13 protein-coding genes are annotated in these 14,190 nt (G+C 68.4%); 2 read left to right on the top strand and 11 right to left on the bottom strand.

The window, feature by feature from the left end:
- Positions 1-16 precede the first annotated feature (16 nt).
- The 5 genes from AB5I40_RS31485 to AB5I40_RS31505 form a co-directional block, all read right to left on the bottom strand.
- On the bottom strand, positions 17-1,195 hold the full coding sequence (locus AB5I40_RS31485) for an ABC transporter permease (protein WP_370933854.1): 1,179 nt from the start codon (positions 1,193-1,195) through the stop codon (positions 17-19).
- Entirely contained in the window at positions 1,192-2,091 is a 900-nt protein-coding gene (locus tag AB5I40_RS31490; protein WP_370940648.1) for an ABC transporter ATP-binding protein, read from the bottom strand. Before AB5I40_RS31490 ends, AB5I40_RS31485 begins: the two co-directional genes overlap by 4 nt.
- A gap of 2 nt (positions 2,092-2,093) precedes the next feature.
- Entirely contained in the window at positions 2,094-2,336 is a 243-nt protein-coding gene (locus AB5I40_RS31495; protein ID WP_370933855.1) for a helix-turn-helix transcriptional regulator, read from the bottom strand.
- Between the two features lie 1,308 nt (positions 2,337-3,644).
- On the bottom strand, positions 3,645-5,180 hold the full coding sequence (locus AB5I40_RS31500; protein ID WP_370933856.1) for a glycerol-3-phosphate dehydrogenase/oxidase: 1,536 nt from the start codon (positions 5,178-5,180) through the stop codon (positions 3,645-3,647).
- Positions 5,177-5,821 (bottom strand): TetR/AcrR family transcriptional regulator, encoded by a 645-nt coding sequence (locus AB5I40_RS31505; RefSeq protein ID WP_370933857.1) that lies wholly within the window; start codon positions 5,819-5,821, stop codon positions 5,177-5,179. The genes AB5I40_RS31500 and AB5I40_RS31505 overlap by 4 nt, the downstream gene beginning before the upstream one ends.
- A 16-nt stretch (positions 5,822-5,837) precedes the next feature.
- Between AB5I40_RS31505 and AB5I40_RS31510 the strand changes: the two genes are divergently transcribed.
- The gene (locus AB5I40_RS31510) at positions 5,838-7,445 is read left to right on the top strand and encodes an FAD-binding oxidoreductase (protein WP_370933858.1); all 1,608 of its coding nucleotides are present in this window, start codon (positions 5,838-5,840) and stop codon (positions 7,443-7,445) included.
- Between the two features lie 28 nt (positions 7,446-7,473).
- Positions 7,474-8,187, top strand: coding sequence for a class I SAM-dependent methyltransferase (locus AB5I40_RS31515; protein ID WP_370933859.1), 714 nt, complete (start codon positions 7,474-7,476; stop codon positions 8,185-8,187).
- Here AB5I40_RS31515 and AB5I40_RS31520 read toward each other — a convergent pair.
- The 6 genes from AB5I40_RS31520 to AB5I40_RS31545 form a co-directional block, all read right to left on the bottom strand.
- Entirely contained in the window at positions 8,180-8,737 is a 558-nt protein-coding gene (locus tag AB5I40_RS31520; RefSeq protein ID WP_370933860.1) for a gamma-glutamylcyclotransferase, read from the bottom strand. The genes AB5I40_RS31515 and AB5I40_RS31520 overlap by 8 nt on opposite strands.
- 65 nt (positions 8,738-8,802) lie before the next feature.
- Positions 8,803-9,900, bottom strand: coding sequence for an S-(hydroxymethyl)mycothiol dehydrogenase (locus AB5I40_RS31525; protein ID WP_370933861.1), 1,098 nt, complete (start codon positions 9,898-9,900; stop codon positions 8,803-8,805).
- Positions 9,901-10,019: 119 nt separating this feature from the next.
- Positions 10,020-10,526, bottom strand: a complete 507-nt coding sequence (locus AB5I40_RS31530; RefSeq protein WP_370933862.1) for a DinB family protein — start codon at positions 10,524-10,526, stop codon at positions 10,020-10,022.
- 45 nt (positions 10,527-10,571) lie between these two features.
- Positions 10,572-11,828: a peptidase C39 family protein gene (locus AB5I40_RS31535; protein ID WP_370933863.1), complete on the bottom strand. Its 1,257-nt coding sequence runs from the start codon at positions 11,826-11,828 to the stop codon at positions 10,572-10,574.
- 74 nt (positions 11,829-11,902) lie between these two features.
- Entirely contained in the window at positions 11,903-12,304 is a 402-nt protein-coding gene (locus AB5I40_RS31540; RefSeq protein ID WP_370933864.1) for a PaaI family thioesterase, read from the bottom strand.
- Positions 12,305-12,356: 52 nt separating this feature from the next.
- Positions 12,357-14,072: a TIGR03767 family metallophosphoesterase gene (locus tag AB5I40_RS31545; protein WP_370933865.1), complete on the bottom strand. Its 1,716-nt coding sequence runs from the start codon at positions 14,070-14,072 to the stop codon at positions 12,357-12,359.
- Between the last annotated feature and the right edge of the window lie 118 nt (positions 14,073-14,190).

Genomic DNA, 14,190 nt, shown 5'->3' on the forward strand with positions numbered 1-14,190 from the left:
GAACAGGTACCGTGCCCTAACGACGTAACGCGTCCACCAGGCGCACCCGGCTGCCGACCCGCAGCACGCCATTCCGGTAGACCCGCGCGCCCACCCAGGTGACCACTGCGATCAGCGCGACTGTCAGCACCACCGACAAAGCCACTTCCCAAGGTTCCACGGCACCCAGCGCGATCCGTGCGGGCATCAGGATCGGCGACAGCAATGGAATCAGCGAAACAACCCGCGTAGCCGTCCCATGCGGTGCTTGCGTCAGCAGGTTGATCCCCGCGACGAACCCGATCACCAGCGCGATATTCACCGGCCCGACGACCGCCTGCGTGTCCTCCTGTCGCGACACCAGCGCGCCAGCCGCGCCGTACAGCATGGCGTACAGGAGGAACCCCAGCAGGTACCAGACGAGACCCCAGCCCAGGGTCCCCAAAGCGACGCTAGAGATCGAGAAGACGCCCGACACGCCACCGGCGATCAAACCCGCTACGGCGAGGATCGCGAGCTGCGCCAACCCGACCAAGCCGAGCCCGATGACCTTGCCCAGCAGCAAGTGCACCGGCCGGACAGTGGCGAGCAGGATCTCCACCACGCGGCTGGATTTCTCCTCGACCACGCCCTGCGCGACGAACATCCCATAGGTCATGATGCTGATATACAACAGAATCGCGACCACAATCCCGGTCACCAGCTTTGTCCCGGCTTGCGGATCTACCGGTTCGAGAGCTTGTACGTCGGCGTGGGTGGCGGATACTGCCTGGTGGACAGCGGCGGGGTCGAGATTGGCCGAGTACAGTTGAGCGTCCAAAACCTGTTGCTGCGCGATGTTATCCAGCACGGTCCGCAGCTGCGTGTCTAAAGTGGACTTAACGATCACCCGAGGCCGGGAAGCGCTGCCGGACACGAATGCGTCGACATCGCCGTCGCGGACCTGCGTCAGTCCGTCCGATTCGGACTGTACGAGGACGATCTTGAGGTGCCGATCGTTGTTCTCCAGCTGCGTGGCGATGCCCTGCGCTTGCCCGGCCAGCGCGACGCGCGTCGTCTCCCGGTCTCCGGCGAGGAAAGCCTGCAGGGCGACGTAACCCAGCAGCAGCAACAGCATCACCGCGGTGCTGACCACAAAGGACCGGGTGCGCAGCCGTGCGTTGATCTCCCGTTTGGCCACCAATCGCACGGCGCGGGTGGCGCGGATCCGGCTCATCGAGGTGCTCCCGGGGTGGCGACCGAATCGCGGAACAGGTCGGCGAGCGTACGGCGGCGGTGGCTGAATTCCGTCACCGGGCCAGTGGCCAAGGCAGCGGCGAGTACGGCCTGGTCGTCGGCGCCCGGCGACAGTTCCAGGACTGTGGTGGGGCCGTGGTCTTCGAGCACCCGCGCGCCGGGAACCGTTGCTGCCCAACCGGGATTCGCGCTGGGGGCGGTGACGACCAGGCGGCGTCCGGCGTCGCGGGTCAGCTCGTCGACGGTGCCGACGGCGACCATCCGTCCGTCGCGGATGATGCCGACTCGGTCGCACAGCCGCTCCACGAGGTCGAGCTGGTGGCTGGAAAACACCACCGGCACGCCCGTCGCCGCCTTCTCGCGCAGGACGCCGCTCAGCACGTCCACCGCGAGCGGGTCGAGGCCGGAGAACGGTTCGTCGAGCACCAGCAACGCCGGATCGTGCACGAGCGCGGCGGCGAGTTGGACGCGTTGCTGGTTGCCGAGGCTGAGTTTCTGGATGTCGTCCTTGCGCCTCGGCCCGAGGCCGAGCCGCGCGATCCACAATTCGGCGGCGCGATGTGCGTCGTTGGTGCTGAGGCCGTGCAGTTCGGCGAGGTAAACCAGCTGGTCGATGACCCGCATTTTCGGATACAGCCCGCGTTCCTCGGGCAGGTACCCGATCTGCTCGCGCGTGTCGTGCGTGACCGGTTGCCCGGCGAATCGCACCTCGCCGGAGTCCGCGGCCAGCACGCCCAGCGCGATCCGCATCGTGGTGGTCTTGCCCGCCCCGTTGCTGCCGACGAACCCGAACAGCTCGCCCGGCGCCGCGGTGAAACTCACGCCGTCGAGCGCGGTTTTCGTGCCGAACCGCTTGCTGATCCGGTCGATCTCCAGCGTCACGCGTCCCCCTCCAGCGGCGCACGGCTGAACACGGCCTCCACCGGAAGCTCGAACACCGCGCAAATGCGCAACGCCAGGTCGAGGCTCGGGTAATGATCCCCGCGCTCCAGTGCCCCGATCGTCTGCGGATTGACCTCGACCGCCTCGGCGAGCTCCGCGCGGCTCATCCCGCGCTCCGCGCGCAGCACCGGCAGCCGGTTGTGGATCGGCAGCTCCTTGCCACGCCGCACCGGGCTCATGGACCGCACTGTTGCAAAAACCCAACGAAGCGTCAAGCTGCCTTGCCGGGATCTACCCGCCCCAATGCGACATTGGGCGCATGCGACGCACCCAATGTGGCGTTCGGTGTATCTGACGCACCCAATGCCGCATTGGGGCGGTCGTTGATCAGGCCGCGCGATGGCGGATTACGGATGGACGAGGTCGGCGTGCCGCGGCTTCGTGCGCGGCGCGAAGCTCCGCCGCTACCTGGCCTGACTCGGTACGCAACCTGATCGGAAGCGTCTGGAGAACGACGATGCCCGCTGCTGCGTAGCGAGCGTTCCGCTGGAGTGTGGCTGAGTAGCCGTCCCACTTCTCGTGCCAGGCTCGTGAGTCGATCTCCCAGGCTAAAGCGACATCGTCCCACCATGCATCGGGTCTGGCCACGAACTCGCCCGTGCCTGTAGTGACTACGACGTTCCACTCGGCTTCAGGCAGACCTGTTGTTTTCCAGACTTCCCAAGCATCGGCCTCCGCGACAGACTGCGTACCGGCCAGAAGCGCGGTCAGTGCACGGCGCGGCAGCGCAGACCCACGCTGGCTTCCGCGGCTTAGTTCGCGAGTCAGCTGTTCCAAAGTGCAACGCCGTCGTTGGACAGACTCGGCCAAGGGCGCCCGGACCGCATCGAAATCGCGGATTCGCCTTACTGCGTCCAGTACCGCGCGGTAGGCGGGTGCTACCGGAATCCCGTTCCTGACGACAGGCTGGGGAAGCCGAGTCGTGCGTTCCACGAGCGTGAAGCCCACGCTGCTTACTCCCCGTCGGTCCCGAACCAGTAGGTGAATCTGGTCGGGTTCCGGGACCTGGCTGAGCCCGTGCAGTCGCGCCGCCCAAAGACCGGTCACCATCGAGTCAGGGCCGCCTCGCAACAACGCTGCTTCGATCTGCTGTGCCGGATCTGGCTCGCATGGGAGAAGCAGCACGACGCCAGGCAAGAGCCGTCGCCACGGGCCGCCGGGAAGGCAGCGGCGGTAAATGCTGCTCCTGGACATGCCCAGTTCTTCGAGTTCGGCGGTTCTGACAACCTTCCCGGCGGCTTCGTGCAGCACCGGGCGCCGCTCCCAGTTTCCTTTACGCATCTGTCCAGGTTGTGCGGTCACTGAGAAATACGCGAGTAAAACGTGCGCGAGCGGTCCCGTCGTGCGCGGATCAGGCGATAACCACCCGTTCGTGGTGCCGCCCCCAATGTGGCATTGGGTGCGTGCGACGTCCCCAATGTGGCGTTCGGTGCATCTGACGCACCCAATGCCACATTGGGGCTGCGCGGGCCGGGCCGGGGCAAGTTTCAGGACAGTCCGGCCAGCGTTTTCTCCACCAGTTCGGCCACCCGGTCCCGGGCGGCTTCGGCGTCGGCGGGCACCAGGGCCAGCCGGGTGCGGCGTTCGAGGACGTCTTCGGCAGTCGTCGCGCCCTCGTGCCGGACCGCCCACACCACCTCGGCCGCGGTGATTTCCGTCGCCGCGCACAGCGGGGCTGCGAATTCCGGTTCCAGTTCGCCGAGCGCCGCCACGCGGGGTGCTTCGGTGCCGTACTTGGCCACCAATCGCGCCGGAGCGTCCACAAGAGACAGTCGGGAGCGTGGCGCGGCACCGATCAGCGGCAGCTTCGCCGTACGCGAAGGGCCAGCGGGCAATCCGGCGTGCGTCAACGCGGCGTCGACGGCGTCCTCGGCCATCCGCCGGTACGTCGTCAGCTTTCCGCCGACCACAGTCAGTACGCCATCGGAACCGGTGACCACGGCGTGTTTCCGAGACAGATCGGCACTGCGTCCAGCGGAACCGGAGACCAGCGGTCGCAATCCGGCGTAGGAGCCGATCACGTCCGCGGCGGTCAATGGGCGGTTCAGGACCGAGGAAGCCGTCGAAAGCAGGAAGTCCACATCGGACTCGGGCACCGAAGGAACGTCAGGTACGTCGCCGGAGATCGGCTCATCGGTGAGTCCTAAGTAGACTCGACCGTCGAGCTGCGGCAGCAGGAACACGAACCGGTTGGTCTCGCCGGGAACCGGAATGTTGACCGACGTGGCTCCGACCCGCACGGAGTCCGGCGCGAGCACCAGATGGGATCCGCGCGAAGGACGCAGCTGGACAGAGTCAGTCAGAGTGTCCGCCCAGACGCCGGTCGCATTGATGACCTGACGCGCGCGAAGCGTGTACGAAGAAGTCCCATCACTCACCTGAGCTTCGTTGCCGGACAAGGAAACCGCCGACAACCGCGGGAGGATCCGAGCCCCGAGCAAGGCCGCGGTACGGGCGATGCTGACCACCAAACGCGCATCGTCAACCAAGGCACCGTCGTACGCCAGCAGTGCGCCACGGAGCCCAGCAGGAGCGAGCCCGGGGGATAAGGCCAGCGCCTCGGCGGCGGGAATCCGGCGCGGCCCAGGAAGCACCGACGACGGTGTCCGCGCGGCCCGGCGCAACCCGTCACCAGCCCGCAGGCCAGTGGCGATTAACGCCTGCTGCGCGGCGGAAGTGCCGGGATAGAGCGGAAAAAGCTGCGGCATCGCGCGCGTGAGGTGCGGCGCAGTGCGGGTCATGAGAATCCCGCGCTCCACCGCACTCTCATGCGCGAGCCCGAGTTCGCCCTTGGCGAGGTACCGCAATCCGCCGTGCACGAGCTTGCTGGACCAGCGCGACGTGCCGAACGCGAGGTCGTGCGCCTCCACCAACGCGACGGAAAGCCCCCGCGCGGCCGCGTCGAGCGCGATGCCCGCGCCGGTGACCCCGCCGCCGACCACGAGCACGTCGACCTGTTCGCCGTCGACCAGCCGGGACAGTTCGCGTTCGCGGCGGCGCGCGTTGAGGGATCCGGTGCTCATGGTTTCAACCCCGCTTCGACCAGGTGCCGGAATTCGGCGAGCAGCGCGGCCTCGTCGACATCCGCGGTCGCCGGGCGCAGCGAGAACGCGAACGACTGCACGACCAGCAGCACCGAGCGTGCCTGCGCGGCCTCCTCGGCGGTGCGCACCGAACCGTCTCGGTGCCCCTCTTCGAGGAGGCTTCGGAGCACATGCTCGGCGAAGTGCTGCGTCGCACCGAGCCGTTCCACGATGTACGGCAGCACCAGTTCGGCATCGACGTCCAGCAACGTCCGGAACAGCGGATCGGCCGACAACGCGCCGACGCTGGCCGCCGCCAAGTGCACGATGCGGTCGCGCGCGTGCGCCGCGTGGTCGCCGGACTCGTTCACCCGCTGCAGCAGGCCGCTGAACTCGCGCGTCATCAGCGCGGCGAGGACACTGCGCACATCGGGGAACCGCCGGTACACCGTCATGCGGCTGACCTGCGCGGTTCGGGCGATCTCGGCGAGTGTCGTCCGCCGGACGCCGACCGCGAGCACGCACTGGCGCGCGGCGTCGAGGAGCTCGTCGTCGGCGACGCGAGCCGAGGTCGGGCGGCTGCGAGCGTCCGCGAGCGCGGAGGGGGCCGCTCCCGGGCGGGAGTGACGTTTGACGTCCATGTGTCACACTGTAGTCGTGAGCGATCTCATCAACCACCGCATCCGGCGTTCGTGGACCGAAGAGGGCGCGGCCTCGGCCGGTCTGCCCGATCGCGCGGTCCGGTGGCTTGGCCAGCGTATCGGCCAGGTCGGCCCGGATCGAGGCGGGAAAACCGGCGCGGCCAGCCCGGTCTCCGAGTCCGCGCTGACTGTGCCCGTCCGTACCGAATTCGAGGAACTTCTCGGCGCGGACCACGTGCTTCTCGATCCTCCGGAGCGGCTCGGCCGCGCCGGTGGTCTGTCCTATCTGGACCTCCTGCACGCCCGGGCGGGCGACGAGGTGCCGGTGCCGGACGCGGTGCTGTTGCCCGCGGACCCGGACCAGGTGCAGGCCGTGCTGGACATCTGCGTGCGGCACGACATCGGCGTGGTCCCGTTCGGCGGTGGCACGTCGGTGGTCGGCGGGGTCGCGGCGCTGCGCGGCGACAAGACCGCGGTGATCGTGCTGGACCTGGTGCGGCTCGACGAGCTGGTGTCGGTGGACCCGATTTCGCGGATCGCGGTGCTGCAGGCCGGCGTGCGCGGTCCGGAAGCGGAACGGCTGCTCGCGGCGCACGGGTACACGCTCGGTCACGTGCCGCAGTCGTTCGAGCGCGCCACCATCGGCGGGTTCGCGGCCACGCGTTCGGCCGGGCAGGCGTCGTCCGGTTACGGCCGGTTCGAGGACATGGTCGCCGGGGTCCGGCTGGCCACGCCCAAGGGCGAATGGCGGCTGGGGGTCGCGCCGGCGTCCGCGGCCGGGCCGGATCTGCGGCAGCTCGCGGTCGGCAGCGAAGGCACCCTCGGCGTGATCACCGAGGTCGCGCTGCGGGTGCGGCCGTTGCCGGAACAGCGGCATTACGAAGGCTGGATCGTCGACGGCTGGGAGGCCGGCGCGGCGGCGGTGCGGAAGCTCGCGCAGGACCACGGTCTGGCCGACGTCACCCGGCTGTCTGATGTGGACGAGACGAATGTGTCGTTCTCGCTCAACGCCGGGTTGAAGACGACTGCGTTGAAGGCTTATCTCAAGGCGCGCGGGGTAAAGAACCCGTGCCTGCTGATCGTCGGCTGGGAAGGCGACGTGGTCCGGCGCAGGCGGACGTCGGCGATGCTGCGTTGTTCAGGCGCATTGCGGATTGGCAAGGTGCTCGGCGAATCTTGGCGGCACGGCCGGTTCAACGGACCGCGGCAGCGCGACGCGTTGCTGGATCTGGGCGTGTGCGTGGAAACCCTGGAGACCGCGGCCTATTGGTCCAATTTGGACGAACTGCACGACGCGGTGCGCGCGGCTTTGGTGGCCTCGCTGGGCCGCGCGATCGTGATGTGCCACGTTTCGCACGCCTACGAAACCGGTGCGTCGCTGTACTTCACGGTGCTGACTTCGCGGGACGACACCGATCCCGTCGGACAGTGGCAGCGTGCGAAAGCGGCGGCGTGCGAGGCGATCACCGGCATCGGGACGATCAGCCATCATCACGCGGTCGGCGTCGACCACGCGCCGTACCTGGAGGCGGAGATCGGCCGGATCGGGCTGGACGTGCTGCGCGCGGCCAAGTCCGCGGTGGACCCGACCGGGATCCTGAACCCCGGAAAACTGCTCGGCTGAACGCGCCCGCGCGGGCAGACTGGCGCGGGTGAGCGATGCAGTGGGTTCCTTTCCGCAATACGAAGTGTTCGCCGACGAATTCCTCGACCACGCGCAAAACGGGTTCTACAACGCGCACTACGACCGCCCGGCCTGCCTGGAATTACTGGGCGACGTCGCCGGGCAGCACATCCTCGACGCCGCGTGCGGCCCCGGCCTCTACGCCGAAGAACTGACCGCACGCGGTGCGCGGGTGACCGGGTTCGACCTCAGCCCGCGCATGGTCGAACTGAGCCGCGAGCGAGTACCGGCGGGCGAGTTCCGCGTCCAGGACCTGGCCGAACCGCTGGCCTGGCTGCCGGACGCGTCGGTGGATCAGGTGCTGTTCGCCCTCGCGCTGGAGTACGTGGACGACCGGGTCGGCGCGCTGCGCGAGTTCCGCCGGGTGCTGCGGCCAGGCGGTGCGCTGGTGTTGTCGCGGCAGCATCCGACCGGCGATTGGCTCCGGCACGGCGGCAGCTACTTCGACGTCCGGGTGATCGAGGAGGTCTGGAGCCGCGGCTGGAAGGTGCGGTACTGGCTCGCCCCGCTGGAACGCACCTGCGAAGAGTTGCGCGAGGCCGGGTTCCTGATCGAGCAGCTGCGCGAGGGACGCCCTCCTGAGGCCTCAGCTGCCGTTGATCCCGAACGCCACGCGCGGCTGGCCCAGGAACCGCTGGGCTTCCTGACCGTGCGCGCGATTCCGGACCCGCGGGTCAGTTGAAGGCCTGCTCCGGCGGCAGGACGGTGCAGGCGAGGCCGTGCCCTGCCGCCGGTTCACCGATGAGCGACGCCGCGTCCGCCTGTGCCACGTCAGCGACGCGGACCGGGGAACCGTTGACCAGCAACGGAAACCGGACCGGCGCGGCCCCGACATAAGCGTGCACGCCGGAAAGCAGCACGCCGTCCAGCCGGATGTCGGCGTGGTCCAGCATCGCCAGGTCGTACCGATTCCCGCGGCCCTCGCAGACGTCCAGCACGGCCAACTGTTCCGGCGTCGCGAACCAGACGAAGTGGTCCTCCGTCACGCCCGGCAGCGCGGTGAGCGTCGCCGGACGCTGGCCGTCGCGTTCGCGCAGCCCGGCGGCCCACACCGCGGCGAGCCCGGTGCACTGGACACGAGCCGCGACGACCGGCCCGGCCAGGCCGAGTTCGGTGCGCAGCCAGGTGATCTTCGACGGGCACGCGTTCGACCCGTACGCGAGCACCGGCGTGCGCGAACGCCACCCCGACGGCGCGGTGTCCAAGGCATGGCCCGCGCCGTCGAGGTGCACGTACGAGCAGTTCGGCCGCGTGCCCGGGTACGGGTCGGCCGGATAGTCCGCGTCGGCGAAGAGAATCAGAACTCCACCACGCTGCGCAGCACGTCGCCGTGGTGCATTCGCTCGAAAGCCTGCTCCACGCCGTCGACGCCGATCCGCTCCGTGACGAACTTGTCCAGCGGCAGCCTGCCCTGCAGGTACAGGTCGACGAGCATCGGGAAGTCCCGCGACGGCAGGCAATCGCCGTACCACGACGACTTCAGCGAACCGCCGCGTGCGAAGAAGTCGATCAGCGGCAGGTCGTTCAGCTTCATCTCCGGCGTCGGCACGCCGACGAGCACGACGGTGCCGGCGAGGTCGCGTCCGTAGAACGCTTGCCGCCAGGTCTCCGGACGGCCGACCGCGTCGATCACGACGTCCGGGCCGAACGAGTTCGTCGCGTCCTGCATCGCGGCGACCACGTCGTCCTCGCTCAAGCCGCGGCTGTTGACCGTGTGCGTGGCCCCGAAGTCCTTGGCCCACCGGAGTTTCCGGTCGTCGGTGTCGATCGCGACGATCGTGGTGGCCCCGGCCAGCTGCGCGCCCGCGATGGCCGCGTCGCCGACGCCGCCGCAGCCGATCACCGCGACCGAATCGCCGCGCCCGACCGCGCCGGTGTTGATCGCCGCGCCGAGCCCGGCCATCACGCCACAGCCCAGCAACCCGGCGACGGCGGGTTCCGCGCGCTCGTCGACCTTGGTGCACTGTCCACTGTGGACGAGCGTCTTCTCCAGGAAAGCCCCGACGCCCAGCGCGGGCGACAACTTCGTGCCGTCGGTGAGCGTCATCGGCTGCTCGGCGTTGAAAGTCGAGAAGCAGTACCAGGGCTTGCCGCGCTTGCACGCCCGGCAGGTGCCGCAGACCGCGCGCCAGTTGAGGATCACGTAGTCGCCGGGCGCGAGATCGGTGACGCCCGCGCCGACCTTGTCCACCCGACCCGCGGCTTCGTGCCCGAGCAGGAACGGGAACTCGTTGTTGATCCCGCCCTCGCGATAGTGCAGGTCGGTGTGGCAGACCCCGCAAGCCTGCACCGACACGACGGCCTCGCCCGGTCCGGGATCCGGCACCACCACCGTCTCGAGCGTGACCGGCTCACCCTTGGCCCGTGACACGACTCCCTGGACCTCGTACGGCATATGCACAACCCTTCGACGGCGTTCAGGGGCAGCTAATCACGGATCATGCGCATGTGGCCATAGCCCGGTCTCGTGAGTGTTTATCGCGGTTAGAACCGGGATTGCCGCGCACGAGCCACCTACTCACCAGTCACCCCGTCGACCAACTCACGCACCACATCCAGCTGCCCCACATGCCGCGCGTACTCCTGAAGCAGGTGAAACAGGATCCAGCTCAACGCGGGAGGCCGCTCCGGAGAATCGAAGCGGCCGCCGCCGCTTGCGATGTCCTGCAGCTGAGCGCCAGCCACGATCTCGCGGGAGGCCGCGCATTCGGCTTGGAAGAGCGCCCGGATCTCATCCGCCGATTCCTCCGCCCCCACGGACCACTTCCCGGTCTCGGGGTCGTTCTCGCCCCAGACCGGATCCATGTCCTCGCCAAGGAATCCCCAGCGCAGCCACCGCCGTTCCACGAACGCGAGGTGCTTGAGCAGCTCGAGCGGGGTCCAGCCCGACGGGAGCCTGCTGGTGCGCAGCTCGGCCTCGGCCAAGCCGTCCAGCTTGCGCAGCAGCGTGTCGCGGTAGTAGTCGAGGTAAGCGAGCAGCAGCTCGCGGGGATCCGACAGGCTGTCCGGAGGCTCGGTCACGAACGGCACTGTAGTGCCGTGGCGGCAGGGCGAACCAGCCAATAATTACGGCGTGATCAGGTAAACGACCCCGCCCGGCCCGCCGGCCACCGCGCCGCTCTCGGTGTGCCGCTTCGTGCGCTGCCAGATCTTCTCGAACTGGTCCCGCTTGTACACCGTGCGCACGCGGCCGTCGGAGCTGGACGCCGGGTCATTCGCGATCACATCGCCCGCCTGGGTGAAACCGACGACGACCATCAGGTGCCCGGCCGTGCCGTAGCCCGCGCCGTCGAGTTCGCTGGCCAGGAACGACTGCGAGGTGATCACCGGGATGCCGCGCGCGATGTAGCCCTCGAGTTCGTTGAGGTCGTGCAGCCGCGTGATGTGCCCGCGCAACCCGAGCGAAGCGGCGTACGCGGTGTTGAACGGCCAGTTGCCGGTGCCGTCGTAGGCGTAGTCGAAGGTGTTGCGTGCGGCGTAGACGACCGAACGGTCCTGGTAGTCCGCCGGGATCCAGTCCATCTGCTGCGCGGACGGCTTGCGGCCCCAGTATTCGGCGACCATCTCGGTCGACGTCGGGCTGCACCAGGCTTCGCCGCCACCGCCGTACTGCGGGAACTGTCCTTTGTGGATGTTCTGGGCGAACGGCGGCACCTTCAGCTCGATCCCGCGCGCCCGGCCGGGTTTGGTGGCCTGGACGTCGAACCGGTCCGGCACGTTCGAGGTCATCGCGCCGAGCGAGGACAGCGTCGGCGTAGTCGGCGAACCCTGCTCGCGGTACAGCGTCACGCGCAGCTGGTACGAGCGCAGCGTGACGCCCGCCTTCGTGGCGAGCGTGTCGACGTCGACCGAGGCGTTGGCGTCGCTCTGCCCGTCCACGCTGGTGCGGTGGATGTCGGCGTCCCCGCTGGCCCAGCGGCCCATGGTGTACCAAGTGGTTTCGGCTCCAGCCGAAGTCCGGCCGCGCGCCTGCACCTCCAGCCACGTCTTCGCCGGGGTGCGCGCGTTCCACGACGCGATCAGCTGCGTCGCGTCGAAGCCCTGCCGGTACTTCGGCGACGTCCAGGTGCCGTAGTCGTAGGTGCGCGTGGTGCCGAGCCCCGGTTCGGTGTGCGCGACGCTGCCCGCCGGATGCGTGATCCGCAGGCCGCCGTAGCCGAAGCCGAGCCCGTCGAGCCGGCCCGCGAAGAACGAGCCGGACGACCATTCGTGGTAGTCGATGGCCTCGTCGTTCCGCGCGTGCTGCGGTTCAGCAGCGGCCTGTGTCGCGCCAGCCGTGAGCATGACGATGGACAGTAACGTGCACAATCCGCGAACCCGCATTCCGGCTCCGTCCCCAGACCCCAGTGGTAGCCAAAGATTTTCGCCTTCCGGAGCGGGTAAGTAAAGAGCCGCCGCTACAACACTGCTTGCGTCTGGGTGATTTTCGCGGCCAGCTTGCCGTCGTCGTCATGGATTTCGGTCTCGACGACCACGACCCGTCGCCCGGCGTGCAGTGGTCTGGACGACGCGGTGGCGTACCCCGAACGGACGCCGCGCAGGAAGTTGGTCTTCGACTCCAGCGTCATCGTGCCCTGCGCGCCCTCGGGAAGATTGAGGAACGCGCAGACGGCTCCGGTCGAATCGGCCAGTGCCATCAGCGCGCCGCCGTGCAGCACGCCGCCGAGCGTGCACAGCGATTCGTCCCACGCGATCCGGCTGCGGACCAGGTCCGGGCCGTGCTCCAGCACCTCGATGCCGAGCCGTTCGCTGAACGGCATCGTCTTGTGGAATAGCTGCGTGCCTTCGACGTCGGTCATGCCGAGCAGTCAACCGCAGCCGGATGCATGGCGTCGATTACCTCGCGGGTAATCAGCTGAGCGGGTTAGTGAGCAGCAGCTCGGTGTTGCGATCGCCCGCCTCGCCGACGTGGCTGAGGTTCGCGTGGATGTCGTTGTAGGAGAACTCGCGGTACATCGAGGCGAGCGCGTCGGGCGTGCGGGCGGAGTAATCCACGGCGTACGGGGCGTCGGCCTCGATGAGCGTGGTGAACACCGACAGCGTGCCGTCGTGGTTGTCCGCCAGTTCGATCACGCGGGCGTGCTGCGGGAAGTCGATGTGGCTGGCGGTGTTGATCTCCCAGAAGCTCTGCGCCGGGGTTTTGCCGACGTGCGGGGTGATCTTGTTGAGGTGCGTGTGCCCGTTGACCCACGCCACGACGTTCGGGAAGCGCTGCAGCAGCGCGACGAACGTGTCGCCGTTGAGCCGTGGGTCCAGCAGGTGGCGCGCGTCGGGCAGGAGATTGCCCATGGTGCCGCTGGTGTGGTGGCTGAAGAGGACGAACAGCTCGTCGGTGACGGAGTGCGTGACCTTGCGGCCGAAGAAGTCGTAGTACGTCGAGCTGTTGCGCTTGAGCGTCGACTCCACCCAGTTGAATTGCGCGAGCCCGATCGACCCGTCCGCAAACCCGCCCTGGGTAGTGGTGTCGAGGCTGATGCCGGTGACGCCGGGCGCGATCCGGAACGTGTAGTAGACGTTGCGCCCGTCGGAGTTGGCGTCGGTGAAGCCATGTCCGACCGGCCCCGGCCCGGTGTTCTTCGCGGCGAGATGTGCCTTGACGAACTCCGAAGTGCTGAACGGCCGCCGCCGCGGATCCGGCGTGACCTCGCGAACGGTGCCGCCGCCGAACAGTTCGCCAAGCGGCACACTCTGGCCCTGTTGGATGGCGGTGCCGAGCTTGCGCGCGCTGCTCTCGTCCTTGCCGATGACCTTGTATTTGCCGGTGTACCAGGCCTCGATGCCCGGAATGCCCTCCGGCAGCGTGCCGACGACGCTGTCGTCGTGATTGCCGAACGTGCAGTACCACGGCAGGTTCAACCCAGGCGCGGTGAACGACGAGATCCCGGCCTCGAGCAGTCCGGGGATCTGCGGAAAGCCCTTCTTGGTGTAGTCGTCGGCGAGCCGGGTGCCGGGGTTCCAGAACTCCGGGTTGCCGGAGGCCTGAACACCCTCGTAGCGATTCGGGTCGCCGGAGTTGGGCGTGATCGCGCCGCCGTTGAGCGTTGTGAGGAACCAGTCGAGTTCGAGCAGTTCGTGGTTGTCGGTGTTGTCGCCGGTGGTCATGACGAAGTCGAACTGCCGCCCGGTGAACGGCCCCGCGCGCAGGCTGTTGACCCGCTTGACGAGCGCGCTGGTCGCGACCGTGCCCAGCGTTTCCTGCGGCCGATGCGCGGATCCGATGAACGGATGCAGATACTCGAACCGGGCAGGCGATTCGGTGTCGGTGATGTGCAGGTCGGTGAACTGCACGAACGCCCCGAGCGCGGTCCGCCGGTCGTCGCGCCCGGCCTTGGCCTCGACGAGATCCGCCCGCACCGCGACCGGCCAGCCGGGTCCGGCGGAAAGCCGCGAGTACCCAGTCGGCGCACCGGAAGCAGCCTGTTCCAGTGTCGTGCCGCCGGTCCGGACAGCCCGCTGGCTGGTCCGCCGCAACGCCCGGTCCAGTGCGTTGGCCGTCGGAGTGCAGAGCAGCAATCCCACGCCCGCCGCACCCGCGGTGGTGAACGCCCGCCTGGTCAGTTCCGCCATGTTCCCGCTCCCCGCCTCTCGCCCGTGCTGCAGCACGCTCCCGGATGTCCATGACCGGCCGGTGAACGAGACCAGAGCAGAATGCGAAGGTCTCTCACATTTGCCGTGACAATGCGGG

Origin of the sequence: Amycolatopsis sp. cg13, from assembly GCF_041346965.1 — a bacterium.
GTDB lineage: Bacteria > Actinomycetota > Actinomycetes > Mycobacteriales > Pseudonocardiaceae > Amycolatopsis.

What these genes read in the sequence shown, in the direction of transcription:
- AB5I40_RS31495 (WP_370933855.1), bottom strand. Translation starts at nt 2,336, where the DNA reads ATGAGCCCGGTGCGGCGTGGCAAGGAGCTGCCGATCCACAACCGGCTG.
- AB5I40_RS31500 (WP_370933856.1), bottom strand. Translation starts at nt 5,180, where the DNA reads ATGAGCACCGGATCCCTCAACGCGCGCCGCCGCGAACGCGAACTGTCC.
- AB5I40_RS31505 (WP_370933857.1), bottom strand. Translation starts at nt 5,821, where the DNA reads ATGGACGTCAAACGTCACTCCCGCCCGGGAGCGGCCCCCTCCGCGCTC.
- AB5I40_RS31540 (WP_370933864.1), bottom strand. Translation starts at nt 12,304, where the DNA reads ATGACCGACGTCGAAGGCACGCAGCTATTCCACAAGACGATGCCGTTC.
- AB5I40_RS31535 (WP_370933863.1), bottom strand. Translation starts at nt 11,828, where the DNA reads ATGCGGGTTCGCGGATTGTGCACGTTACTGTCCATCGTCATGCTCACG.
- AB5I40_RS31485 (WP_370933854.1), bottom strand. Translation starts at nt 1,195, where the DNA reads ATGAGCCGGATCCGCGCCACCCGCGCCGTGCGATTGGTGGCCAAACGG.
- AB5I40_RS31545 (WP_370933865.1), bottom strand. Translation starts at nt 14,072, where the DNA reads ATGGCGGAACTGACCAGGCGGGCGTTCACCACCGCGGGTGCGGCGGGC.
- AB5I40_RS31525 (WP_370933861.1), bottom strand. Translation starts at nt 9,900, where the DNA reads ATGCCGTACGAGGTCCAGGGAGTCGTGTCACGGGCCAAGGGTGAGCCG.